Origin of the sequence: Sphingomonas sp. OK281 (assembly GCF_900115295.1) — a bacterium.
In the GTDB taxonomy this organism is placed as follows: domain Bacteria; phylum Pseudomonadota; class Alphaproteobacteria; order Sphingomonadales; family Sphingomonadaceae; genus Sphingomonas.
This window is the reverse complement of the sequence record NZ_FOVZ01000005.1, coordinates 207,462-231,856: the sequence shown is the minus strand read 5'-3', so window position 1 is coordinate 231,856 and position 24,395 is coordinate 207,462. Positions and strand designations below refer to the sequence as shown.

Below are 24,395 nucleotides of genomic sequence, written 5' to 3'. Positions count from 1 at the left end.
CTGGGCTTCCGCCTTCGCGGGAGAACATGGTAGTGCGGGTCGAACTCAGCCGAAGAACACTTCGCTAGGATCGCCGTTCGCACGCCCGACCGGATTGCCGCGCAGGAACGGCATTCCCATCAGCCCCTGCGACCAGTCGACCGACACCCCCAGATCGCGCGTCCAGTCGTACAGCATCGTCCGCTTGGCGATCCGCCACACGCCCCCCCGCCGCGCCATCTGGTCGAGGTAGCGGCCCACCAGGATCACGTCGTGCTCGGCCTCGCCGAAATCGATCCGGTGATAGGCGGTGACGTGAGTCTCGACGACCGCCGTCTCACCCTGTACCTGGATCAGGCTCTGTCCCAGCGTATGCAGCGTCACCGGGATGCTGTCGGCACCGGGCACGACCCACGCCAGATACTCGTCGAACGAGCCGGTGAAGATCCCGAAATTGACGCTCGCATCGGGCCAGAAACATCCCGAGATGATCCCCGCATCGCGCCGGTCCTCGCCCCGCGCCAAGGCCACGATGCAGGTCTTGATACGGTGATGCGCGATGATTTCCGCCATCTCGGGTGTGTCTGTCATCGGATGCTCCTCGCGCATGGTCGACCCAAGGCTAGTATCCGGACCGCACGATCTCCAGCGCGGACCCGCGTGTATCGGTGCGGCGATATCGCGCGGGCGGCGGGGGTTCGCGCTTGTACGGGTCGGCCGCAGGTTTACCATTTGACCGAATAACAAGATGGTGAGGTTTGCGATGGGCGTGATGGACATGGAACGACCCGTTCCATTCTCGGTAGAAAATCCCGAACGGATCCCGACGCAGCGTTACTATGATGAAGAATTCTACCGCCTCGAGACCGAGCGCCTGTGGCCGCACGTCTGGCAGATGGCATGTCGCCTCGAACAGATCGCCAATGTCGGCGACTATGTCGAATACACCAACCTCGGCAAGTCGGTCATCGTCGTCCAGACCAAGGACGGCGTGAAGGCGTTCCACAACGCCTGTCGCCACCGCGGCGTGCCGTTCGTCGGCGAGGGCGAACACGGCAATTGCAAGACGCCGGGCTTTATTTGCCCCTTCCACGGCTGGCGCTGGAACATCGAGGGCAAGAACACCTTCGTCTATGGACGCCACATGTTCAGCGAGGAGCAACTCGACTCTGCGGACTTGGCCCTGCGCGCCTGCCGGGTCGAGACCTGGGGCGGCTGCGCGTTCATCAATTTCGATGACGACGCACCGTCCTTCCGCGACACGATCGGCCCCGTCACGGATCGGATCGAGGCACATGGCGGCGCCAAGCTGCGCGCGGAATGGTGGTACCAGACGGTCCTGCCAGCGAATTGGAAAGTCGCGATGGAGGCCTTCATGGAGGGCTATCACGTGATGAAGACGCATCCGCAGCTGCAACAGGCCGCGCCGATGCTCTACAACGCGATGTACGGCATGGATACCGGCGGCATCGGCATACCGATCAACCCGAACATGAGCGTGCGCGACAACATCAAGGCGCAAATCAAGCATCTCGGGCTGCTGAGCGAAGGCATGTCAGGGATGGTCCACGAGAAGGAAGTCGCAATCGCGCGCCAGCTCGCTGACGTCGAACTGCCGGAGGATCCGCAGCAGGCGGTGATGATGTGGTACGGCATGCTGAACCACCAGATCACCGAACAGCTGCGCGCCGCGGGCGAGGACGTGCCCGATCTCAACGCGGTTGCGGTATCGGACCCGATTAACGCGGTCGAATTCATCTTTCCGAACTATTTCCTGCTGCCGTTGTTCTCCAGCATGTCGGCCTACCGCATTCGTCCGCTCGGGCCGGAAAGCTGCACCTTCGAACTCTGGTCGCTGACACATGTTGCCGAAGGCGTCGAGCACGAGACGGTGATGGAACCAACCATCCTGCCGTACAACAGCCAGGATTTCCCGCCGATCCCGCGCCAGGATTACGCCAACATTCCGATCCAGCAGAAGGGCCTGCACACCACCGGCTTCGATTTCATGCGGCTGTCGAAGGACATCGAGGGGCTCATCAGCAACTATAATCGCATCATCGACGGCCATCTGAAGGGTGTCCCCTCCGACAAGCTGGCCAGCGCGACGCATCTGCTCGGCGGCAATTTCGACGGCAAGATCCTCGAACTGGGGTTCTGAAAGCCGCGAATCTTCCTGCGTGGCGCGTCACTCGATCGGGATGATCGGCGTCCGGCGAGAGCCCGTCTTGGTACGGAATCGCCATGCCGGGCCTGTTCGACAATTATCCCCATCGACATGTGAACCGTGTTTCCCCGCGAAGGCGGGGACCCAGACTGGGCTCCCGCCTTCGCGGGAGAACAGAGCTGCGATGGCAATGTCGGAAGGCGCCTGGATGTCCGATGGAATACCACCGAACTATACCAGGTGACGCAGCGATTTCTGGTCTACCGATGCCCTATCGGAGGTGGATGTCGACCTGCGCTAGACGAACGCCCCTAAGGCGGCGGCATCGAACGGCAGCATTGCGGAAATGTCGCCCGCCCGCACCTTGTTCGCCCATGCCGGATCGGTGATCAACGCGCGGCCGACCGCGATCAGGTCGAACTCCCCCCGCTCCATCCGCCGCACCAGTGCATCGAGATCAGTCGGTGCCGAGACCTGGTTCCGGAAGACGCTGATGAAATCGCCCGACAGGCCGACCGAGCCGACGCTCATCGTCGCCGCGCCGGTCAGTGTCTTCGCCCAACCGGCGAAGTTCAGCCCCCCCTCGCCATCGATTTCGGGAAACTCGGGTTCCCAGAACCGCCGCTGCGAACAATGCAGGATATCGACCCCAGCCTCGACCAAAGGCACGAGCCAGTCGGCCATCGCCGCGGGCGTGTGGGCTAGCCGCGCCTTAAGGTCCTGCTGCTTCCACTGGCTCACGCGCAGGATGATCGGATAGTCCGGGCCGACCGCGATGCGGATCGCGGCGATCACCTCGCCGGCGTAGCGCGCGCGCTCACGCAACGTCGCACCGCCGTAGCGATCGGTCCGCGCGTTGGTGCCGTCCCAGAAGAACTGGTCGACCAGGTAGCCATGCGCGCCGTGGACCTCGATCGTCTCGAATCCGAGCCGTTTCGCATCCGCCGCGGCGCGCGCGAACCCGGCGACGCTGTCGGCGATGTCCTCTTCTGTCATCGCCTCGCCGTGCGGTTCGCCGGGCGCGTGCAGTCCCGACGGGCTTTCGACCGGGGTGTCGCGGTCCCAGGCGGCCGTCTTGCTGATTGCCGATGCCGCGTGCCACAATTGCGGCCCCATCGCGCCGCTGGCCGCGTGGACCGCGTCGATTACCTTCGCCCATCGATCCAGCGCGGCGCCGTGGAAGAACGGCACGCCCGGATCGTTGCGCGCACCAGGCCGGTCGATTACCGTTCCCTCTGACAGGATCAGCCCGACTCCGCCTTCTGCGCGGCGCCGATAATAGTCGACATGCGGTTCGGCGGGGAGGCCACCGTGCGCGAACGATCGTGTCATCGGCGCCATCACGATGCGGTTCCGAAGCGTCATCGACTTGCAGGTGAACGGTTCGAACAGGACGCTCGTATCGGTGTCGGACATCGGCGCTTCATCCTCGTTTCAGGTTGCGAGCTAGGCCGATTCCAGCGCTTCGGTGAAGCCGATCCAACCGCCGCCCGGCACATATCGCGGGGGCGTGTTGACCCCGTACAGCCCCCGCCCGAAGAGTTCGGCCATCCACTACCGACGCGGGAACCCCATGGCAGAGCACAGCAACAGTCCGGTCCCGAGCACCGAGACGCTCGTCGATATCTATCGGCGGATGATCCGGATCGAGCGCAACGATGACACCATCCGCACGGCGATCCGGCGCGGCAAACTGGTCATGCCCTATTACTCCGCGCGCGGGCAGGAGGTGATCCCATCGGCGATCTCGACGCTGCTGACCAATGACGACACGATCTGCACGATCTATCGCGGCATCCACGACATGGTCGCCAAGGGCATGCCGCTGCGGCCGCTCTGGGCCGAGATCGCGGGCCGGGTCGACGGCACCTGCAAGGGCAAGGGCGGGCCGATGCACCTGACGCATCCCGAGACCGGCGTGATGGTGACGACCGGGATCGTCGGGTCATCGATGCCGATCGCCAACGGGCTAGCCTGGGCCGCGCAGCTCGATGGCAGCAAGCGCGTAAGCATCGCCTATTTCGGCGACGGTGCGTCGAACATCGGCGCGTTCCATGAATCCCTCAACCTCGCGTCGCTCTGGAAACTGCCGGTGGTGTTCGTGTGCCAGAACAACGGGTTCGCCGAGCATACGCGCTACGAGAACGGCACCTCGGTCGACTTCATCTCGAAGCGCGCGATCGGCTACGGGATGCCCGGCTATACCGTCGACGGTAACGATCCCTGGGCGATGTACGCCGCCGCGTACGAGGCGATCACCCGCGCCCGCGACGGTGAGGGTCCGACGTTGCTGGAGTGCAAGACGTTCCGGTTCCTGGGGCATGTGCTCGGCGACGACGACAAGTACATGACCAAGGAGGAGAAGGCCGCCGCGATCGCCGACGATCCGCTGCCTAAGTTCCGCGCACGCCTGCTCGCCGAGGGGCATGCGACCGACGAGCAGCTGACCAAGCTTGGCACCGACATCCAGGCCGAGGTCGACGACGCGATGGCGTTCGGTCTGGCCAGTGAATATCCGAGCGTGGACGAACTGCGCCGCGATGTGTTCGAGAAGGAGATCGCGGCATGAGAGAGACCGTGAAGATGCACGCCTTCCAGGCGATCAACGCCGCGCTGCACGAGGCGATGGAGGCCGATCCCAAGGTGCTCGTGTTCGGCGAGGACATCGCTGATCGCGAAGGCGGCGGCGTGACCGGCGCGACGATCGGCCTGTCGACCAAGTTCGGCGACATGCGCGTCAAATCGACGCCGATCAGCGAACAGGCGATCATGGGCGCCGCGATCGGCGCGGCGCTGGCAGGTTACAAGCCGGTTGCCGAGATCATGCTGATGAACTTCACCACCGTCTGCATGGACATGATCTTCAACCACGCCGCCAAGCTGCGCTTCATGTCGGGCGGTCAGAGCACGGTGCCGATCACGATCCGCACGCTGACCGGCGCCGGCTGGCAGACCGCGGGGCAACACGCCGACCATCTCGAGGGATGGTTCGCGCATGCCGCCGGGATCAAGGTCGTCGCGCCGTCCAACCCGGCCGAGTACAAGGGCCTGCTGCTGTCGTGCATCCAGGATCCGGATCCGTGTATTATCATCGAATCCGCGGGGACCTTGTTCATTCCGGGTGACGTGCCCGTAGACCAGGGGCCGATCCCGCTCGGCGTCGCACGCGTCGTTCAGGAGGGGACCGACGTCACGATCGTGTCATGGTCGTCGATGGTGGTGCGCAGCCTCCAGGCGCTGCCGATCCTCGCCGAGGCGGGCATTTCGGTCGAACTGGTCGATCTGCGCACGGTATCGCCGTGGGACCGCGAGACGGTGCTGGCATCGGTCGCCAAGACCGGGCGCTGCGTGGTGGTGCATGAAGCAGTGCGCAGTTTCGGACCGGGCGCGGAGATCGCCGCGACGGTGAACGAAGAACTGTTCGGCCAGTTGAAGGCGCCGGTGCGGCGTCTCGGTGCGCCCTATTCGCCGGTACCGTTCGCCAAGGTGCTGGAGGATGCGTTCCTGGTGTCGGTGGATGAGATCGTCGCTGCCGTGACCGAGGTTGCCGGGCAAGGCTAAATCGCGGACGGGCAGCGGCATGTCCCGTGACATGCGGCTGCCCGTCGGTGACGGCTCAGCCCGTCAACGCCATCGCAGCGCGCCCGGCGCATGCCTCCCAATGATCCGCATCGCCACCCAGCACCGCATTTAGCGTCGCACGCTTGAGGAACAAGTGGCAGTGATATTCCATGGTGAGGCCGATGCCGCCGTGCAGCTGGATCGCGTCCTCCGCAATCGCGCGGTAGACATCGCAGGCATGCGCCTTCAGCGCGCCGATGCCGATCAATGTCGCGGCGGGATCGGTGGTGCGGGCCCAGAACAGCGCCTCGGCCGCAGACAACCATGTCCTCATGTCCGCGACGCGGTGCTTGAGCGCCTGGAACAGCGCCAGCGGTCGTCCGAACTGATGTCGGATCTTGAGATACTCGATCGTCAGTTCGAGGATCGCAGCCGCACCGCCAAGCGAGTCGCCTGCGATCGCGACCAGCAACTGCGCTTCGAGACGCCGCGCGAGCGCGGTTGCAGCATCGCCCGTCGCGAGCGTGAAACCGGGGCCGCGCGGAGCAACATCGAACAGCCGGCGCGTCTTGTCCCAGCTATCGCGCGCGGTGATCGTCGCACTCCCTAGCGCGACCAGCGCGACGCGCTCGGGTTCGACGACGAGCACGTGGCTCGCCTTGTCCGCATCGGGGACGCAGTCTAGCCTATCGCCGAGCGACAGCGACGCGGTCATCACCTCGCCGCCCATCGCCCGCGCGAGCAGGTCGTCGCGCTCGGGAAATTTGTCGGCAGCACACAGCGCCTCGATCACCAGCATCTGCGCGATCATCGGCCCGGGCACCAGTGCGCGGCCGAGCTCGGTGTGGATCACGCCCGCCGCCTCGCCGCCGAGACCCAGGCCGCCCCGCTCCTCGGGCACGGTCATCGTCAGCCAGCCCATCTCGGCGACCAAGCCCCAGCTCTTGCCGGCATCGGGCGCAAGGCCGCTATCTCCGAACGCCTGGCGCGCGGCATCCTGCAGCTCGGCACGGGTCATGCTCATCGTACCGTCTCCAGCGTCCAGCTTTTCGGTTCGCGGGGCATACCGAGCAGACGCTCGGCGATGATGTTGCGCTGCACCTCGTCGCTGCCGCCGGCGATCGTCCAGGCATAGCTGTTCATGAAATCAGCCATCCAGTTGCCCGTCTCCATGCCGCCCCCGAACACGATCGGTTCGTGATATTGCGCCTGAAGCCCGCCGATCCGCAGCCCGAGCGACGTGAAGTCACGCAGCGTCCGCGAATAGGATAGCTTGACCAGCGAGGCGTCGCCGACGCGTTCCTCGCCGGCGATCCGGTTGGCGAGGAATTGGTCCGCGAGCGCACAGGTCGCGTCGATCTTCGTCGCCAGCCGCCCGAAGTCGCGGACGATCCCGGCATCGCCCTCGCGCCCGCCCCCGCGGATCAGGTCGGCGATCCGCCACAGCGCGCCGCGCATCCTTGCGCTCAGTTCAAGCAGGGTCAACCCGCGCTCGGACGACAGCGTCGACTGCGCGACCGCCCAGCCCTGCCCCTCCTCGCCGAGCCGATCAGCAACCGGCACCTCGACCTCGTCGAGGAACAGTTCGGCGAACTCCTCGTCGCCGTGGATCTGGTGGATCGGCCGCGCGGTGACGCCCTTGGTTTTCAGATCGAGCAGCAGATAGGTAAGCCCCGCCTGCTTGGCGCCTTCGCTCGATGTGCGGACGAGCAGCAGGCACTGATCGGCGAACTGCCCCATCGTCGACCACAGCTTCTGGCCGTTGACGACATAGACGTCGCGCCCGTCGCGCGTGACCCGTTCCGCGCGCGTCCTCACGCCGGCGAGGTCGGAGCCGGCATTGGGCTCGGAAAAGCCCTGACACCAGATTTCGCCCTCCAGGATGCGCTGGATGTAGCGCGCCTGCTGCTCGGCGCTGCCCCATTCGAACAGCGTGCTGGCGGCGTGATAGGTCGACATGAACGACAGCAGCAGCCGCGGCGTGTCGGCGCGCGCAAGCTCCTCGTAGATTACCTTCTGCTCGGCGAGACTGCGCCCACCGCCGGGCCATTCCGCCGACCAGTGCGGCACCGCATAGCCGCCCGCCGCCAGCTTCGCGAACCAGTCGCGTTGCGTCGCGAGGAAGCCTTCGTGCGTCGTGCAGGTCGCGCGCCAGTCCTTGGGCGCCTCGGCTGCGAGCCACGCGCGGACGTCATGCCGCAGTATCTCAAGCGCGTCGGTCAATTCCGCCTCCCAGACTGTCCCCGATGCTAGGCAGTATTTTCGGCGATGCCCGCAAGCGACAGGGGCCGTCCTCGCGCATATATCGGGAAGGCGATGCGCGTGTGGCGGCGCCTCAGACCGCGACCTCGATCCGTCCCTCGATCACGCGCAGAGGAAACGTCGCGATCGGCTCGGTCGCGGGCAGGCTCAGCGCCTCGCCGGTTTCGAGGTCGAATTTCGCACCGTGCGCCGGGCATGCGATCCAGCCCCAGCGGACGCGGCCGCACGTCAGCGCCTGCTCCGCGTGCGAACACTGGTTTGCGACCGCGAACAGCCGCCCGCCGTGATGGACGATCAGGATCGATCGCCCGCCGACTTCGACGGCCTTGAGGGTATCGGGCGCGACGTCGGCTTCGAGCGCTACGGCAGTGTAGGCGGGCGTATAGGCGGGGTCTGTCATCACCGCTGAATGTGTGCAGGCTTTGCCTCGTTGCACAATATCGCGGCATATCACCCGGGCGGTCTTTTGCGGCCCGACCTGTTCGGGTGTGGCCGGGTGGATTAGCCCGGATGCTTCCGACGCCCCGCGAGAACAGCCGCATGAATTTCGACTGGACCGAACAGGAAGCCGCCTTCCGCCAGCGCCTGCAGGATTTCCTGGGCGCGACGTTACCGGGCGACTGGGAGTGCTTCTCGCAACACGGCCCTGCATCGCCCGCGCTGACCGACTATGCGCGCGAGTTCTGCGGGACGCTCGCCGAACAGGGGATGCTGACGCCGCACTGGGCGAAGGAGATCGGCGGCGCAGGGCTCGATCCGTGGCACCAGACGATCCTTGCCGAAGAGATGTGGATCGCCGGCGAACCGCGCGGTGGCCAGTATATGAACGTCAACTGGATCGGCCCGACGCTGATCCGCTATGGCTCGCCCGAACAGCGCGAACGCTATCTGCCGCCGATCGTCGAGGGACGCGCGCTGTGGTGCCAGGGCTTTTCCGAGCCGGGCGCCGGTTCCGATCTGGCTTCGCTGCGGACGCGTGCGGTCCTCGACGGCGAGAACTACCGCGTCACCGGACAGAAGATCTGGACCAGCTATGCGGGGCTCGCCGACACCTGCTTCCTGGTCTGTCGCACCAGCGACGATCGCAAGAAGGGCATCTCGATCCTGCTGGTGCCGATGGACACGCCGGGCATCACCGTGCGCCAGATCCCGTCGCTGATCGGCGAAGGCGATATCCACGAGGTATTCTTCGACGACATGGTCGTGCCGGCCACCGCGCGGCTTGGCGACGAAGGCGAGGCGTGGTCGATCATCGCCTATTCGCTGACCAACGAACGGCTCGGCATTCCGCGCTACTCGCTGGCGCGCGCCGCGCTAGATCGCGCGGTCGCGGTATTGAAGGCGCAGGGTGGCTGGACCGGCGAAGCGGTGAGGATCGAGGCCGCACAGTGTCTCGCGCTGTGCGAGGCGGCGCGGATGGCAAGCTATGCGATCGTATCGGCGCGCGCGCGGGGCGAAGCGGTAGGCGCGGAATCATCCTCCGCGCGGTTCGCGACGATAATGGCGGAGCGCCGGGTGGCGGAATTCGTCGTCGAGTATCTGCCCGAGGCACTGGCCGACGCGCATCCGTATCTCAAGATGCATCACCAGCGCGGGATCGTCGCGGGGATCGCGGCGGGTGCGGCGGAAATTCAGCTCAACATCATCGCCAGCGACGTCCTCAAACTGCCCAGAGAACCCCGTTGAGCCCAATATTTGGAAGCGAGCCGCGCTGATGGACCTGTCGCCTAGCCCCGACCAGATCGCGATCCTCGACGCGGTCGACTCGCTCGCCAAGCCTTATGCGAGCGTGCCGTTGCACGACGTCAGCCTTGCGCTGGTCAACGACACGCTCGACCGCGAACTGGCCGAGGGCGGTTTCCTCGATATCGCGTTCGATCCGGACCTCGGTCCCGTATCGGCGGCTTTGATCGTTGAGCGGCTAGCGCGGCTGCCGTTCGCGATCGAGGCGGCGATCAGCGCACTCATCCGCCCCCTGTTCGGTATCGAACTCCCGCGGCCCTTCTGTCTCGTCGAGGTGGACAAGACGACGCGACCGATCCGTTTCCTCCAGGCTGGGGCGACAGTGATCGTCGTCGGTGCCGACCGCGTTTCGAGTTTCGTCGCGACTGCGGATCAGGTCCGGAGTGAAGACAGCCTGTTCGCCTATCCAATGGCGACGTTGCTGGTCGATCCGGTCGCCGTGGCGACGACGGTGCGCGACGTATCGCCGGCCGAGGTGAAGACACGCTGGCGCATCGCGATCGCGGCCGAGGCGGCGGGACTGCTCGCAGCGGCGCTCGACAGCGTGGCGGGCTACGTCACCGATCGGCAGCAATTCGGTCGCCCGCTCGCCACGTTTCAGGCGCTGCGTCACCGGTTGGCGGAGGCGCAGGTTCGTACCAACGGCGTGTACTGGCTAGCGGTGAAGGCCGCCGGTACGCTCGATGCGGGCGATGCCGCACTCGCCGCGCTGCACGCACAGGAAAGCGCCCGTGCCTGCGTCTATGATTTCCACCAGTTTCTCGGCGCGATGGGGATGACGCTGGAGCATCCGCTGCATCTGTGGACCTACCGGCTGAAGGCGCTGGCGAGCGATCTCGATGGCCGCGGCGGACAGGCGCTGGCAGCGGCGGACGCGGTCTGGGGATAGAAAGCGTGGCTCTCCGAAGGGAGGCCTGGGACGCTAACCGCGGCGTAGCGCTGCCAGTTTATCGGGGTCGAGCAGCTTCCACATGCCGTCCGCCGATGCCACCGTGCGTCCCCCCGCCATGATGAGTCCGCGCATGAAGACGATTTGCGACGTGCGGCGGACCAGTTCCGGGCGGCAGCTCAGGAAGCTGCCGATCGGCGCGCTCGCGGTGAACTGCATCTGCAACTGGAGCGTCACGCAGTCGCGCGTGTCAGCGGCATCAACCACGCCCATGCCGAGCGCGATGTCGGCAAAGGTCATCAGCACGCCGCCATGGACCGTGCCGACATAGCCGTTACCGTGGCGCTCCTCGCCCAGCAGACCGACGACACGGACGCCGTCCTCGCGGCGGACCCAATAGGGCCCGGCCGTCTCGTTGAAATGCGTGCCCGAGAGCTGTGTCCAACCCTCGCCGACAAGCCGTTCGGAATCGATGCGGTCGCTGCTCACACCTGCCCCTTCACACCTGGTTGTCGAGACCCGCGGCATGCTTGGCCGCGACATAGCCGAAGGTCAGCGACGGTCCGATGCTTGATCCCGCACCGGGATAGACGCCGCCCATCACCGACGCGGTCGAGACGCCGGTCGCGTACAGCCCAGCGATCGGAGCACCATCCGCGCGGACGACGCGGCCATGCACGTCGGTCACCACGCCGCCGTACGTGCTGACGTCGCCCGGCACGATCGGCACTGCATAAAACGGCGCCCTGGCAATGCTGCCGAGTGCGCGGACGGGGCCGTGATACGGATCGCCCAGCCATTCGTCATAGGCTCGCTCACCGCGGTGGAAATCATCGTCGCGACCCTGCGCGACGAAGCCGTTCCAGCGATCGACGGTATGGCCCAGGGCCGCCGGATCGATGCCAATGCTGGTTGCCAGCGCATCGATCGTGTCGGCGGTGTGGAGATAGTTCGCCTCGGCCCAGCCCTTGGGGATCTTCTTGTCGATCCACTTGCCGGCAACCTGATAGTTTTCGACATATTCGCGATCGAGTATCGCCCAGCTCGGCACTGCGTGCACGGTTTTGTTTCGCTCGACCATCGTCTCGCAATACAGTTCGTACGAGCCGCCCTCGTTCATGTAACGCACGCCCGACTGATCGACTAGGATCGCGTGGGGCTTGCCGGTCAGGCTCTGACCCGGCGGGGTGATGTACGCCGATTCCCAGCCCGGCGAGAGCGTCGTCTGATAGCCGACCATCTGGTCCATCTGCGCGAGTACGCCGCCGATCCGCGCCATTTCCTGGTGCAGTTCGCCCTTGTCGCCTTCGTTGGTCAGCGACCACGCCACCTGCGTACCGGGCATGTGTTCGTCGCGCATCGCCTGGTTCTGGGCGAAGCCGCCCGCGTTGACGAGCACGCCCAGTTTCGCGCCGATCCGCTTCGCCACGCCGTCGAAGGTCGTCACGACCCCGGTCACCGCGCCGTTTTCGACGATCAGTTCGGACACCGGCGCCTCGGTGCGGAACTGGACGCCGACCGACAGTGCGGCCTTGAGCATGCGGCCCTGCAACGCGGCACCCGCCGCGACGTAATGCTTGCCGGTGATCCGCGTCCAGATCGTTTTGAAGATCAGGTTGCGCATCGCTTTCTTGAGTGCGGGATCGCGGCGCACATAAGCGAGCTTCATCCCGTCATCGAGCTTCACCGGTACTTCGAGAAAGCCCTTCCGCAGCTTCTTCGCCCACGGTCCGAGTTCTTTCTTGTCGAACGGCTTAGCCACGACCGTGCGGCTCGTCTTGCAGCCACCTGGAAGCTCGTCGTAATAATCCGGCCAGAATTTGGAGCCGCGTTCGAGTTCCACGCCTTGATCGACCAGAAAATCGATCATCCGATAGGCCTGGTTGACATAGGCAAGCCGTTTGTCGTGCCCCGAGCCCGGCAGGTCGGCGCAGGCGGCATCGAGATAGGTGATCCCCGCCTCGACGCTGTCCTGTTCGCCATCGGCTTTCAGGAAGCGGTTGTTGGGGACCCAGACGACCCCGCCGGACTTCGCCGTCGTGCCGCCGATGAACGCCGATTTCTCGAGGATCAGCACCGATTTGCCCGCGGTGCGCATGACCAGCGCGGACGCCATCGATCCTGCGCCACTGCCGACGACAACCCAGTCGAACGTCTCTTCGAACGCGCCCATACCGTCTCTCCTTGCCCGAGATAGACCCGCGCGGGCGAGGTGGCACAAGAGCTATCGCCCCGGCGGCAGACGCATATCGCCCCCGCGTGATATGCCGCCTGACACGAGGAGACGTCGCCTATGGACCTGCGAGAGTTCGAAACCATCCTGCTGGAACGCCGCGACCGGCTGCTGGTCGTGACGTTCAATCGTCCCGAGGCGATGAACGCGGTCAATCTGGTGCTGCACGACGAACTGCCCGAGGCACTGGCCTTCGCCGCACGCGATCCGGGGTCGGACGTCGTGCTGCTGACCGGCAGCGGCAAGGCGTTTTCGGCGGGCGGCGACATCGCGCACATGGAGCATAATGCGGCCAACCCGCATCTGTTCGACCATGAGGCGCGGCAGGCCAAGCGGATCGTGTTCGCGATGCTCGACATCGAAAAGCCGGTCGTGTGCCGGATGAACGGCCACGCGATCGGGCTCGGCGCGAGTATCGCCTTGCTATGCGACGTGATCTTTGCCGCGGAGGGCGCGAAGATCGGCGATCCGCATGTCGGAATCGGCCTGGTCGCCGGCGATGGCGGTGCAGTGATCTGGGCGCAGCGGATCGGGCTGACGCGCGCGAAGGAATATCTGCTGACCGGCGACCTACTGACCGCGCGACACGCGGCTGAGATCGGGCTGATCAATCACTGTCTGCGTGCCGACCAGCTCGACGCGGCGGTCGACGCGTTCTGTGCCAAACTACTCGCCGGCGCGACCAACGCGATCCGCTGGACCAAGGTGTTGACCAACATGGAGCTGAAGCGGATCGCCGGCGCGGTGATGGAATCCGGGATCGCCTACGAATCGCTCAGCGTCCGCAGCGCCGATCATCGCGAAGGCATCGCCGCGCTGAAGGAACGGCGAAAGCCCGATTTCAGCGGGCGGTGAGCATCGCTTTCGCAAGCCTTAACACGTGGTCGAGATCGCACTGCGCCGACGGGATCGCGCGGCGATAGCCGGCGAACCCGTGAATCGTGCCGACCGCTTCGTGGAATACCGTCGGCACGCCGGCGAGCGCGGTCTTGGCGGCGTAGGCGCGGCCCTCGTCACGCAACGGATCGAGCCCGGCGGTGACGACCAGCGTCGGCGGCATGCCCTGCTGGTCGGCGAGCAGCGGCGAGTTCCGATGATCGGTCGGGTCGGCCGCATAATGCCGGTCGAACATCCGCATATCGGCGGCATCGAGACCATAGCCCTCGGCGAACGCTTCTGCGGACGGGTAGTCCCGACTGTGGTCGACCGCGGGGTAGAAGGTCAGTTGCAGGATCACGGGGACTGCTGCCGGTGCATCGCGCAGCGCAAGCGTGGTGACGATCGCCAGATTGCCGCCCGCGCTGTCGCCGCACAGGATCAGCCCCGTGATGTCGCGACCGAACGTCGCGCCACTTGCGGCGATCCAGCGCGCAGCGGCCTCGCCGTCGTCGGGCGCGGCGGGCCAAGGGTTTTCGGGGGCGAGGCGGTATTCGACCGAGACGACGGGCAGGTCCAACTGCCGCGCGATCTCTCCGGCCAGACCTGCATGCGAATCGATGCTGCCGGCTGCATAGCCACCACCGTGATAGAAGACGACGACCGGCCCAGCTTTCCGTTCGGCACGTGGAGCGAACAGGCGCAAGGCGATGTCCCCGCCTGGCCCCGGCATGGCGAGGTCAAGTATCTCGCCGAGTTCGCCGACTGGTTCGTCGGCGGACATTTCCGGGGGCATGACCATGCCCCGGATCGACGCGAGGAATTCAGCGGTGAAGGCAGGTCGCGGGTTCGCCGCCATCATGTCGAGGAAGACGCGGACGTCGGGACGCACGAAGGGTTCGGTCACGGCGGGCTCCTGTCAAACGATGTCGGCTACGGTGATCCAGCGACGTTCGGCGCTCGACTGGCGGATCGCCTCCTGGACGCGCTCGACCTCTAGCGCGCGGGCGAAATCAGGCGATGGGCTCTTCCCGCCGTGAATCGCGTCGACCATGTGTTGCATCGACACCGCCATCGGGAAGCTCGGCTGCAGATCGCTCTGCCAGTCCAGCGCAATGCCGAGCGCGGATTTGAACGCGTCGGGGATGTCGATCGGCGCGATGGTCCCACCGATCTGTCCACCCTGCAGCGTACAGTCGCGCGACGTCGGGAAGGTCGGCGACGTGGCGATCAACCGGCCTCGCTCGCCGAACACGTCGATCGACCAGCCATCGTGGAGCGGCATGCTCCAGCTGATCTGCATCTGCATCGTCAGGCCGCTCGAGAACCGGAGGATGACGTTGGCGAAGTCGGTCGTCTCGGGAACGATGCTGCCCCCATCCTCGAACACCCACTCGCGCAGGATCTGGCTATCGTCGGCGACCAGTTCTTCGATCGGACCCAACAGGTGGAGCAGCATGTACAACGCGTGGCTGCCGTTGTTGCGAACCGCGCTGACGCCCTGCCCGGCTTCGGCAAACCAATTGTACGGGAACCGCGTGTTCGGCTGATTGAACAGCGAGATGTTGAAATGGCACGTCCCGCCGAGCGCGCGGCCGAGATAGCCGGCATCGACCATCGCCTTCATCTGGCGGTGTGCGGGGATCCACTGCGCGAACGCATCGACCACGCCGACGCTGCCACTCGCGCGCCACGCGGCGTCGATCGCCTTGGCGCCGGCCCAGTCGGGGGCGTGCGGGCTCGAATTATAGACATGCTTGCCGTTCGCCAGCGCCGCGAGAACCATGGCTTTGCGAAACGACGGCCGCGTGCCGCAATCGACGATGTCGATATCGGGATCGGCGCACATCGCCGCGGCGTCCCAGAACGGGCGGGCGATGCCGAGCCGCGAGGCGGCGGCCCTCGCGGTTTCCTCCCGCGACGTGCTGATGGCGGTGACATCGACACCCGGAATCGCGCGCCATGCGGGAAGGTGCGCGAACGCGCCCCACGCCGCGCCGATGATCCCGACGCGGAGCGTCACTCGATCCGGCCGAGCACCGTGCCGACCTCATAGGTCTCGCCGACCTCGGCAATGATCCGCAGCGTACCGCTGGCCGGAGCCTCGACCTCGTTGGTCGATTTGTCCGCCTCGAGCGAATAGAGCGGATCGCCTTCCTTCACCTCGGCGCCATCCTCGACCAGCCATTCGGCGATCTGCGCCTCGGTCATCGAAAAGCCGAGCTTGGGAAGCAGGATGTCGGTGGCCATGATGTCGGTCCTCAAGGTCTGGCGTAAAATGCGAAGTCTTTTGCGTAGCGCGCGGGCCGGGCCCGGCAATTGGCAAAAGCGGCGGCCACCCCGCGATATCGTCGGCACGATCCGGGGCTGCTCGATGGGCACGTCAATACCCGCGCGTATCCGTCCAGTCGTCGGTCTCGCCGGGCTTGTAGGTCTTGCCGGGAATCTTGCCCGACGCGGTCTTGAGGTCGAAGCCGATCCGGTCCGCGCCGCCCTCGATCGCGACACCGAACGACGACAGCGCCCAGCTCGTCATCACGTAATGCCCGATCGAGAAGACAAGATCCATCATCTGACGCCGGTCGAGGAACCCGCTCAGTTCGGCCCAGGTCTCATCGCTGAGCGTGCCGTCGTCGATCAGCTCGCCGACCGACCGCAACACCGCCGCATCCTGCGCGCTCCAGTTGCCGCCCTCGGGAAAATCGCGGATCGCCGCGATGTCCTCCAGCGTCAGGCCTGCGTTGAGGCCGTAGCCGACATGGTTGTGCCATTCGTACGCCGACTTCACGCGCCACGCGACGCGCAGGATGATGAGCTCGAGGTACCGCGTCGACAGCGTGTTCGCCATCAGCAGATGCTTGCCCCAGACGTTGTAGGCCTTGCCGAGCTCCGGGTGGTTGCCCATCACCATCATCACGTTGGTCTTCGACCCCTCCTCCCACGCGTTCGGCTCGCCCCAGAAGGCGAAGACGTCGCGCGCGGCGTCAGTCCATTCGGCGCGCGGCAGCGGCAGGATGCGGGGTTCGATAGGCGCTTCGGTATCGCTCATGGTATCTCCGATGGTTCGTATCTTGGTCGCGCCATCGTTACCGGCGCGCATTGTCCAGGCGGATCATCGCGGGGGCAGCCCTTCGAACAGGATCGCCCGGTATTGCGCCGCGCGGTGCCGATCGGGGGTCGCCGCCTGGTATTCGGGGCTGTCGTACCATGCGCGGGCCGCGTCGGCGGTCGGGAACTCCAGAAGGATGATCCCGTCCGGAGTCTCGCCCTCGAGCGCCTCCGCCGCGCCGTACACGGCAAGCGGCTTGATCCCGTAGCGCTCGACGAGCGCCGCTGCGCTGGCGCGGTTCGCGGCGCCGTATGCGGCGAACGCCGCGGCATCGACGACCGGGCTCTCGCGAATGAAGATCATATAGGCAGGCATCGACGTCCCTTGCTCAATGTACGGCTGCAAGCGTCTTGTGCGGAGCGCCGCCCCACCCGCCCGCTGCCGCGAAATCGTGACGACACGTGCGGCTCGCCTGGTACGCCAACAAGGTGCTCGGCACGCCCGCAAGCAGGACCCAGCGCATCGCCATGCCGAGCGATGCCTCGCCGTAATGGGGGTGGAGCATGTCGCTGAGCCAGCCCACGAACACTGGGCCGCCGCCGAGGCCGACGACCTGGATCGTGACCATCAACAGCGCCACCGCCGTGCCCCGCGAACGCGACGGCACGAGACCGGTGACCATCGCCATCAGCGGCGATGCGGACAGCCCGCCACTCAGCAGGGTCAGTCCGAACAACGGGAATACCGAGCTGCTCGGCCCGGTCAGGATGAACCAGCCGATCGACGCGGACACGGCACCGCCCAGTGCGATGATCCACGGATACCAGCGCAGATCGCGCCGTCCGAGGAAATCGGCGAGCGGACCGCCCAGCGTATGACCGATCGCGGACCCCGCCAGCAGCGCGAGCCCAAGCTGCATGCCGGCGACGTTGGCGGGAACGCCGTGCGAGCGCTCCATGAACGCCGGCGCCCAACTGACCAGGCCGAGCGTTAGCAGCGCGTTCAACGCCGCGGCGAGGATCAGCGGCGGCAGCGTCCGGATCGCGAGCAGTTCGCGGATCGTCTGGCCGAACGGCAGTGCGACGCTCTTGGTCGCGGCGATGCCGTCGGCGAGCCCCGGACGTGGATCGCGCAGCGTGAACCATACCAGCGGGGCGAGAATGAAGCCGGGAATGCTCGCGAACATCAATGCCGCGCGCCAGCCATATTCATGCGTCAGCCACCCGCCCAGCGCCGGCCCCAGGAACGTGCCCAGCGACGTGCCCAGCAGGAAGATCGACAGCGCCGTACCGCGTTGCTTGATCGGGAACAGGTCGGCGATCCACGACTGCGACGGCGGCGTGAACGCCCCCTCGCCCATGCCGATCCCCGCGCGCCCGATGAGCAACGTCCAGAACCCCTTCGCGGTCCCGCACAACAATACGGCCGTGCTCCAGATCACCGCGGAGACCGCGACGATCTTGCGCTTCGATCCGCGATCGGACAGCCTGCCCACGGGGATGACGACAAGCAGGTACACGACGGTGATCGCGAGATCCTTGATCATCGATATCGCGAAGTCGCTGAGGCCGAACTCGTGGCGGATCGGTTCGACCATGACCACCAGCATGTACCGTTCGCCGATTTCCGATGCCGACAGCAGCAGCATGATGAGCAGAAAATAGGCGCGATAGCCCATACCCGGCAGGTCGTCGGGCAAGGTCTCGGGTGGCAAGGCCGGCGGCGTGGCCGGTATCGTTTCGTGGTCGGCCATGCGCAAATCCTCGCCTCTTCACGAGCGCGGTTTGGGCGCTCTGCGCACGCCGCGTTACATCGCCGCTGTGTCGCTGGTGGGTCGTATGAGTATTTGAGAGACGTTGGCGCGCGCTGGCAACGACACGATGAAAACGATCGCTTCGGCGATGTCGGACGGTTGCATCGCGGTGTCCTTCGAGACGTGCTGCGTCATGGCCGCGCATCGTCGGATCGGCGATCCCGCTCGCCACCTCGGTCTGCGTCGCGCCGGGCTCGACGATGCTGAAACGAATCCCCGCCCCGCCGACTTCCTGGCGCAGTCCTTCGGTAAAGCTGGTAAGCCCGAACTTACTGGTCGAATACGGCCCGAAGATACCCGCGGTGCGGTGCCCGGCGGTCGACGATATGTTGACGATGTCGCCGGAGCCCTGCGGCTTCATGAACCCGATCGCCGCCTTGCAGGTGTAAAGCGTGCCGAACAGGTTGATGTCGATGACGCGGCGCCATTCCTCGGTCGATAGGCTCTCGACACCACCCGACTGTTTGACCCCGGCGGCGTTGACGAGGATGTCGATCCGTCCGAATTCGGCCACGGCACGCACCGCGTCCGCTTCGACAGCGACGTCGCCCGGCACCGCGAGCGCCATGCCGCCGGCAGCCCCGATCCGCGCGACCAGATCGCCCAGCCGACGGGCACGGCGCGCGGAGACGGCGACCGTCGCACCCGCGGCGGCCAAGGCCAGTGCGGCGGCTTCACCGATCCCCGACGATGCGCCAGTTACCAGCGCCACCCTGCCCGACAAGAGTCCCGCCATGGTCGGTCCTTCGTGGTTTGCGTGTCAGGGGCCGAGATAGCCGATCGTGCCATGTTGCGGATCGGGCGAATCCGCACGCCAGCGGACCGAACCGAACGGCCGTTCCAGGCGGCGTCGAACGCGCTTGAGGACACCGTAGGCGATGAACGAGTCGGCGGTCGCCTGCGCTTCCAGATCCGCCTGCGTGAACCGTTCGCGGGTGCGCAGGTAATCGCTCCAGGTCGGGAACTGATAGCGTTCGGTCCAGAGCTCCGGATCGCCGATATCGCGCGACAGCGACCAGTTGAAGCCGCCGTTGCGCAATCGCGACCGTTGGACCTTGCGCATCGCATCGTAGAACGGCCGGGCGAGGTCGGCACCGACGCGGTAGTCGACCTCGATCACGACCGGACCGGACCGCATCGTCAACGCCATCGCGACCTCGGGCTCATGCGCGATCTCGACCGACTCCATGCCCGACAGCACCGTCAGCGGCAGCGGAAACACGAACGCGAGCAGTGGCGTCAGGCATAGCGCGACGCCCGATGCCATCACCGCGACGTCGACCGCCCAATGGTTCGCGACGATCCCCCAGAACACCGATCCGATCGCGATGCCGCCCGTCAACGCGGACGAGAACAGCGACAATGCGCGCGCCGTCACCCAGCGCGGTGCGGCGAGCTGGACCGAGATGTTGAACATCGCGATCGTAATGATGCTCGCCGCGCCCGCGACGAACAGCCCGGCGCACGTCAGCGGGACCGATCGGCTCAACCCGACCACGACCAGCGCGACGCCGCCGATCAGCGCCATCAGCCGGCTTGCGGCCTCGTTGCTCATCCGCTCGCTGATCCAGCCGACGGCGAGCGCTCCCACCACCGCGCCGACGCCGCTGGATCCCAGCAGGATGCCGTAGGTACTCGCATTGCCACCGAGCATCGTCTTCGCGATGAGCGGTGCCAGCGCCGCCGACGACGCGCCGGCCAGGCCGAACATGAACGCACGGACCAGCACGGTGCGGACCGATCCCGAATGCAGCGCATAGCGCGCGCCGGTGACGATCGCGCGGTCGATCCGCTCGGGTGGCAGGCGCGACGGCACGTGCCGCCGGTTCCACAGATAGAAGGCGATCAGCAGCGGCAGATAGCAGAGCGCGTTGATCGCGAACGCCGCCTTGGCCCCCGCCGCGAGCACTATCAACCCGCCCACCGCCGGCCCGAAACTGCGCGCGACGTTATAGCTGATCGACCCGAGCGCGATCGCGGCGGGAAGCTGGGCGGGCGGCACCTGCTCGCTGATCGATGCCTGCCACGACGGACTATACAGCGCGACCCCGGCGCCGATCAGCGAACAGAACGCGAGCAAGACCCACGGGCTGGTCAGCCCCGCCCACGCCAGCGTCGTGAGCAACGCACCGCATACCGCGGAGAACGCCAGTCCGGTCATCGCGATGCGTCGCCGGTCGAACATGTCAGCGACCGCCCCCGCCGGCACCGCGACCAGCATCAGCGGCAACATCAACGCAGTCTGGACCAGCGCGACGAGGCTCGCCGACGAGGTCAGCCGGGTCATCTCCCACGCCGCGCCGACGCCCAGGATAAGCTGCCCGAAATTGGAAAGCACGCTGGTCAGCCAGATGCGCCGGAACACCGTCTCGCGCAGCGGTTCGAACGCACCGCCCCGCCCGCGTCCGTTCTCGCCTGCCGTTTCCGTCCCGCTCTCAGCGTGCATCTGCGGCCCTCTCCGTCATGGAAAGCCGTGGTATCGGCGATGATTGCGGGTGGGAAGCAAAGACGCCCGACAGATCGCCGTCGCGATTGCCACGGACTGGCGCCGCGTGTTTCGCCATGCGATATCGGTCCGGAACGCCGGAGCCGCCGCTCGTCGCGACCGTCCCGCACAGAGGAAGACGATCATGGCCGATGCCTATATCATCGACGCCGTCCGCACCCCGCGCGGCGTTGGCAAAGCTGCCGCGAACGGAAAGAAGGGCGGCGCCTATGCAGGCATGCACCCGCAACATCTCGCCGTCGCGGTGCTCGTCGCCCTGAAGGACCGCAACCATATCAGGACCGAAGATGTCGACGACATCATTTGGGGCACCAGCGCGCAGGTCGGTCTGCAGGGCGGCGATATCGGCCGGATGGCCGCGCTCGATGCAGGCTATGACCCGCGTGCCAGCGGGGTGACGCTCGATCGTTTCTGTGGCTCGGGGATCACAGCGACGACGCTCGCCGCCGCGCAGATTATGGCGGGCATGGAAGACTTGGTCATCGCCGGCGGCACCGAGATGATGAGCCATGTCGTCGAATACGGCGGCAGGCTGCGCGAGGCGAAGGTCAACGCGGCGAGTGGTCTCGGCACGGGCAATGCGCGGTTGCAGGCAAAGCATCCGCAGACCAACCAGGGCGTCGCGGCCGATGCGATCGCGGCGATGGAAGGCATCAGCCGCGCAGACCTGGAGCTGTTCGGCGCCGAGAGCCAGCGCCGCGCCGCGCTCGCGATCGCCGAGGGACGTTTCGACCGGTCGACCGTGATGGTCAGCGACGACGACGGCAACGTGCTGCTCGATCATGAAGAATATCCCCGGCCGGACACGACGGCGGAGAGCCTTGGCCAGCTCAAGCCCGCGTTCGCCGCGTTCTACGACATGCCCTCCAGCAAGGACGGCCCGACTTTCAAGCAACTCATCAATCAGCGCTATCCCGATCTCGACTTCGAACCCGTCCATCATGTCGGCACGTCGTCAGGCGTGGTCGACGGCGCGGCGGCGATCCTGCTCGCCTCAAAGGATTATGCCGAGAAGCAAGGCTGGACGCCGCGCGCGCGGATCGTCGCGACCGCCAATGTCGGCGACGATCCGACGCTGATGCTCAACGGTCCCGTCCCGGCTGCCAGGAAGGTCCTGGCGAAGGCCGGGCTGACCGTCGCCGATATCGACGTGTTCGAGGTCAACGAGGCATTCGCCGTGGTCGTCGAGAAGTTCATCCGCGACCTGGGGCTCGATCGCGCGAAGGTGAACCCAAATGGCGGATCGATCGCGCTCGGCCACCCGATCGGCGCGACCGGCGCGGTGCTGATCGGCACGGCACTCGACGAACTCGAACGGACCGGCGGACGCTATGGCTTGATCACGATGTGCGCCGCTGGCGGCATGGCACCAGCGATCATCATCGAACGAGTCTGATCGCTTGGCCACGCTTCTGAAACCCAAAGCTGGCGCCAAGGAACCGATCAACGTCCGCCGCGCGCTGTCGCTCAAGATGACGGTGACCGCGCGGCAGATGCACAAGCGTTTCGATCAGAGCGTCGCGGATATCGGCGTGACGCGGTCACAATGGACGCTGATCGCGGTGGTCTCGCGGCACCCCGGCGTGACGCAGCGCGAGGTGGCCGAAACGCTCGAAATGTCCGAGGCGTCGGTCGGAAGGCTGATCGACCGACTGTGCAGCGACGGGATGCTCGTCCGCCAGCCCAAGGAAGACGACCGTCGCGCCCATTGCATCCACCTGACCGACGCGGCGAGTACGCTGCTCGACAAGATATCCGGCGTGGCGATGATCCACGAGGAAGCGATCTTCGCAGGGTTCGACGCGGACGATATCGCGCGGCTGGAGACGTATCTTGACAGGATCGCGGTAAATATCGCTGCGATGAAGTAAGGCTGCGGCGCTTTGCCGTCGGTCTGGCACCCTCCCCGTTTAACGCCTTTGGCGATCCCGATCGGACATGTAGGCGCCGTCCGGCACCGCCAAGGATCCGCACGCTCGCCGCCCAACAAAAAAGGGCACCGCGACATACCGTCGCGGTGCCCCTTCCATAGCGTCGCCGAAGATCAGCGGCGCGTCATAAGGTCCTTCTTGGTCAGGCTCGTTTCGATGTGCCCATCGACGTCACTGAGCGTATCGCTTGGCACGGTGATGAGCTTGCCGTCGAGTAGGATCTGCGGCGCGCTGCCGGCATCGAGCTTATAGATCGCGGCCAGCTTCTTGCCGCCGGTGCTATAGAGCATCTTGCCGACGACGGGCACGGCCGAAGGCACGGCCTTGACGGGCACTGCGACCTCATGGGCGAACGCCGGGACGGCAGGCGCCAGAGCGGCGAAGGCGAGAATCAGGGCGAACTTCTTCATGACTTTTGCTCCCAGGCGAAAACGAAAAACTTTGATGACGGTGCGGATCGTAATCCACGATAATGCTAAGCTAGGTTAGCAGTTTGCCGTTGTCAATCCTTTCGATGCCGCAGCGCACAAAGTTTGCCAGCCTTTCACGTCATCACTTTCCTATCGCGGCGGCATCCGGATCGCGCCGTCGAGGCGGATCGTCTGCGCGTTGAAATAGGTGTTGCGCACCAGCTCCATCACTAGGCTGGCGAACTCCTCGGGCTTGCCGAGTCGCTTGGGGAACGGCACCGATGCATTCAGACTGTCCCACATCGGCGGGTTCAGTTCCTTAAAGCGCAGCATCGGCGGCGTCGCGAAAATGCCGGGCATGATCGCGTTCACGCGGATGCCGAGGTCCATCAGGTCGCGCGCCATCGGCAGCACCAGGCCGTTCACCCCTGCCTTGAGCGATCCGTAACAGATCTGTCCCACCTGCCCGTCCTGCGCCGCCGCGCTCGATGTCAGCACGATCGTGCCGCGCTCGCCGTCCTCGAGCGGGTCGAGCGCCGCCATCCCCAGCGCGGCGATCGACGCCATCCGGTAGCTTGCGACGAGTATGCCCTCCGCCGACAGCGCGTAATCCTCGGTCGAAAGGCGCTTGTATCCGCCCGTCGCCTTGTCCTTGCTGACGGTCTTGCCACCCTTCGCGACCATCGCGCAGTGGACGAGGATACGCTCCTGCCCGTTCGCAGCGCGTGCCGCCTCGAACCCGGCGAGCGCCCTGTCTTCCGAGGTTATGTCGACCTTGAAGAAACTTGCACCAATCTCGTCGGCGATCCGCTCGCCGTCGGCGCTGATATCGAAGATCGCGACGTTCACGCCGGCGGCGATCAACGCCTGCGCAGTGGCGAGTCCCAGTCCCGATGCACCGCCGGTAACGATGGCGGACAGCGATGTGTCGATCTTCATAACATCTCTCCCAATGGGCGCCGCGCATCGGCGCGGC

24 protein-coding genes and 1 pseudogene are annotated in these 24,395 nt (G+C 65.9%); 8 read left to right on the top strand and 17 right to left on the bottom strand.

Translation table 11 applies throughout. The features are described from left to right. Positions 1-45 precede the first annotated feature (45 nt). Entirely contained in the window at positions 46-570 is a 525-nt protein-coding gene (locus BM244_RS17735; protein ID WP_093400394.1) for a nuclear transport factor 2 family protein, read from the bottom strand. A gap of 187 nt (positions 571-757) precedes the next feature. On the opposite strand from BM244_RS17735, the gene BM244_RS17730 reads away from it, so the two are divergent. Continuing rightward, positions 758-2,140 (top strand): aromatic ring-hydroxylating oxygenase subunit alpha, encoded by a 1,383-nt coding sequence (locus BM244_RS17730; RefSeq protein ID WP_254784539.1) that lies wholly within the window; start codon positions 758-760, stop codon positions 2,138-2,140. Between the two features lie 303 nt (positions 2,141-2,443). Here the strand turns inward: BM244_RS17730 and BM244_RS17725 are convergent, their stop codons facing one another. After that, the gene (locus BM244_RS17725; RefSeq protein WP_093400246.1) at positions 2,444-3,562 is read right to left on the bottom strand and encodes an NADH:flavin oxidoreductase; all 1,119 of its coding nucleotides are present in this window, start codon (positions 3,560-3,562) and stop codon (positions 2,444-2,446) included. Between the two features lie 157 nt (positions 3,563-3,719). Here BM244_RS17725 and BM244_RS17720 point away from each other — a divergent pair, with 157 nt between their 5' ends. Both BM244_RS17720 and BM244_RS17715 read left to right on the top strand, forming a co-directional pair. Further along, positions 3,720-4,715, top strand: a complete 996-nt coding sequence (locus BM244_RS17720; protein WP_093400245.1) for a thiamine pyrophosphate-dependent dehydrogenase E1 component subunit alpha — start codon at positions 3,720-3,722, stop codon at positions 4,713-4,715. Next, positions 4,712-5,707: an alpha-ketoacid dehydrogenase subunit beta gene (locus BM244_RS17715; protein WP_093400244.1), complete on the top strand. Its 996-nt coding sequence runs from the start codon at positions 4,712-4,714 to the stop codon at positions 5,705-5,707. Before BM244_RS17720 ends, BM244_RS17715 begins: the two co-directional genes overlap by 4 nt. Before the next feature lie 55 nt (positions 5,708-5,762). On the opposite strand, the gene BM244_RS17710 is transcribed toward BM244_RS17715, so the two are convergent. The 3 genes from BM244_RS17710 to BM244_RS17700 all read right to left on the bottom strand — a co-directional run bounded on the left by BM244_RS17710 (position 5,763) and on the right by BM244_RS17700 (position 8,369). Then, complete coding sequence (locus tag BM244_RS17710; protein ID WP_093400243.1) at positions 5,763-6,731, bottom strand: acyl-CoA dehydrogenase family protein; 969 nt, start codon at positions 6,729-6,731, stop codon at positions 5,763-5,765. Further along, on the bottom strand, positions 6,728-7,930 hold the full coding sequence (locus BM244_RS17705; protein WP_093400242.1) for an acyl-CoA dehydrogenase family protein: 1,203 nt from the start codon (positions 7,928-7,930) through the stop codon (positions 6,728-6,730). Before BM244_RS17705 ends, BM244_RS17710 begins: the two co-directional genes overlap by 4 nt. A gap of 112 nt (positions 7,931-8,042) precedes the next feature. Beyond that, positions 8,043-8,369, bottom strand: coding sequence for a Rieske (2Fe-2S) protein (locus BM244_RS17700; RefSeq protein ID WP_093400241.1), 327 nt, complete (start codon positions 8,367-8,369; stop codon positions 8,043-8,045). Positions 8,370-8,479: 110 nt separating this feature from the next. On the opposite strand from BM244_RS17700, the gene BM244_RS17695 reads away from it, so the two are divergent. Together BM244_RS17695 and BM244_RS17690 are read left to right on the top strand one after the other, a co-directional pair. Beyond that, entirely contained in the window at positions 8,480-9,655 is a 1,176-nt protein-coding gene (locus tag BM244_RS17695; protein WP_254784537.1) for an acyl-CoA dehydrogenase family protein, read from the top strand. 28 nt (positions 9,656-9,683) lie between these two features. Further along, on the top strand, positions 9,684-10,601 hold the full coding sequence (locus tag BM244_RS17690; RefSeq protein ID WP_093400240.1) for an acyl-CoA dehydrogenase family protein: 918 nt from the start codon (positions 9,684-9,686) through the stop codon (positions 10,599-10,601). Between the two features lie 33 nt (positions 10,602-10,634). On the opposite strand, the gene BM244_RS17685 is transcribed toward BM244_RS17690, so the two are convergent. Continuing rightward, on the bottom strand, positions 10,635-11,090 hold the full coding sequence (locus tag BM244_RS17685) for a PaaI family thioesterase (protein ID WP_175518273.1): 456 nt from the start codon (positions 11,088-11,090) through the stop codon (positions 10,635-10,637). A gap of 10 nt (positions 11,091-11,100) precedes the next feature. Next, a complete protein-coding gene (locus BM244_RS17680) occupies positions 11,101-12,774 on the bottom strand; it encodes an FAD-dependent oxidoreductase (RefSeq protein ID WP_093400238.1) in 1,674 nt (557 codons plus the stop codon). A 120-nt stretch (positions 12,775-12,894) separates the two neighbouring features. Between BM244_RS17680 and BM244_RS17675 the strand changes: the two genes are divergently transcribed. After that, a complete protein-coding gene (locus BM244_RS17675) occupies positions 12,895-13,689 on the top strand; it encodes an enoyl-CoA hydratase/isomerase family protein (protein WP_093400237.1) in 795 nt (264 codons plus the stop codon). Here the strand turns inward: BM244_RS17675 and BM244_RS17670 are convergent. The 8 genes and pseudogenes from BM244_RS17670 to BM244_RS17635 all read right to left on the bottom strand — a co-directional run bounded on the left by BM244_RS17670 (position 13,676) and on the right by BM244_RS17635 (position 21,018). After that, a complete protein-coding gene (locus BM244_RS17670; protein WP_254784536.1) occupies positions 13,676-14,617 on the bottom strand; it encodes an alpha/beta hydrolase in 942 nt (313 codons plus the stop codon). The genes BM244_RS17675 and BM244_RS17670 overlap by 14 nt on opposite strands. Before the next feature lie 12 nt (positions 14,618-14,629). Continuing rightward, positions 14,630-15,733: a Gfo/Idh/MocA family protein gene (locus BM244_RS17665; protein WP_093400236.1), complete on the bottom strand. Its 1,104-nt coding sequence runs from the start codon at positions 15,731-15,733 to the stop codon at positions 14,630-14,632. After that, positions 15,730-15,960, bottom strand: a complete 231-nt coding sequence (locus BM244_RS17660; RefSeq protein ID WP_093400235.1) for a biotin/lipoyl-containing protein — start codon at positions 15,958-15,960, stop codon at positions 15,730-15,732. Before BM244_RS17660 ends, BM244_RS17665 begins: the two co-directional genes overlap by 4 nt. A gap of 133 nt (positions 15,961-16,093) precedes the next feature. Continuing rightward, on the bottom strand, positions 16,094-16,759 hold the full coding sequence (locus BM244_RS17655) for a carboxymuconolactone decarboxylase family protein (protein WP_093400391.1): 666 nt from the start codon (positions 16,757-16,759) through the stop codon (positions 16,094-16,096). A 63-nt stretch (positions 16,760-16,822) separates the two neighbouring features. Next, positions 16,823-17,134: a DUF1330 domain-containing protein gene (locus BM244_RS17650; protein ID WP_093400234.1), complete on the bottom strand. Its 312-nt coding sequence runs from the start codon at positions 17,132-17,134 to the stop codon at positions 16,823-16,825. 13 nt (positions 17,135-17,147) lie between these two features. Next, a complete protein-coding gene (locus tag BM244_RS17645) occupies positions 17,148-18,512 on the bottom strand; it encodes a spinster family MFS transporter (protein WP_093400233.1) in 1,365 nt (454 codons plus the stop codon). 238 nt (positions 18,513-18,750) lie between these two features. Then, a pseudogene (locus BM244_RS17640) lies at positions 18,751-19,308 on the bottom strand (SDR family oxidoreductase); the annotation flags it as partial. A 24-nt stretch (positions 19,309-19,332) separates the two neighbouring features. After that, positions 19,333-21,018: an MFS transporter gene (locus BM244_RS17635; protein WP_093400232.1), complete on the bottom strand. Its 1,686-nt coding sequence runs from the start codon at positions 21,016-21,018 to the stop codon at positions 19,333-19,335. A gap of 184 nt (positions 21,019-21,202) precedes the next feature. Between BM244_RS17635 and BM244_RS17630 the strand changes: the two genes are divergently transcribed. Beyond that, complete coding sequence (locus BM244_RS17630) at positions 21,203-22,474, top strand: acetyl-CoA C-acetyltransferase (protein ID WP_093400390.1); 1,272 nt, start codon at positions 21,203-21,205, stop codon at positions 22,472-22,474. 4 nt (positions 22,475-22,478) lie between these two features. After that, on the top strand, positions 22,479-22,949 hold the full coding sequence (locus BM244_RS17625; protein ID WP_254784534.1) for a MarR family winged helix-turn-helix transcriptional regulator: 471 nt from the start codon (positions 22,479-22,481) through the stop codon (positions 22,947-22,949). 173 nt (positions 22,950-23,122) lie between these two features. Here the strand turns inward: BM244_RS17625 and BM244_RS17620 are convergent, their stop codons facing one another. Together BM244_RS17620 and BM244_RS17615 are read right to left on the bottom strand one after the other, a co-directional pair. Further along, complete coding sequence (locus tag BM244_RS17620; protein ID WP_093400231.1) at positions 23,123-23,419, bottom strand: hypothetical protein; 297 nt, start codon at positions 23,417-23,419, stop codon at positions 23,123-23,125. Between the two features lie 150 nt (positions 23,420-23,569). After that, positions 23,570-24,358 (bottom strand): SDR family oxidoreductase, encoded by a 789-nt coding sequence (locus tag BM244_RS17615; protein ID WP_093400230.1) that lies wholly within the window; start codon positions 24,356-24,358, stop codon positions 23,570-23,572. Between the last annotated feature and the right edge of the window lie 37 nt (positions 24,359-24,395).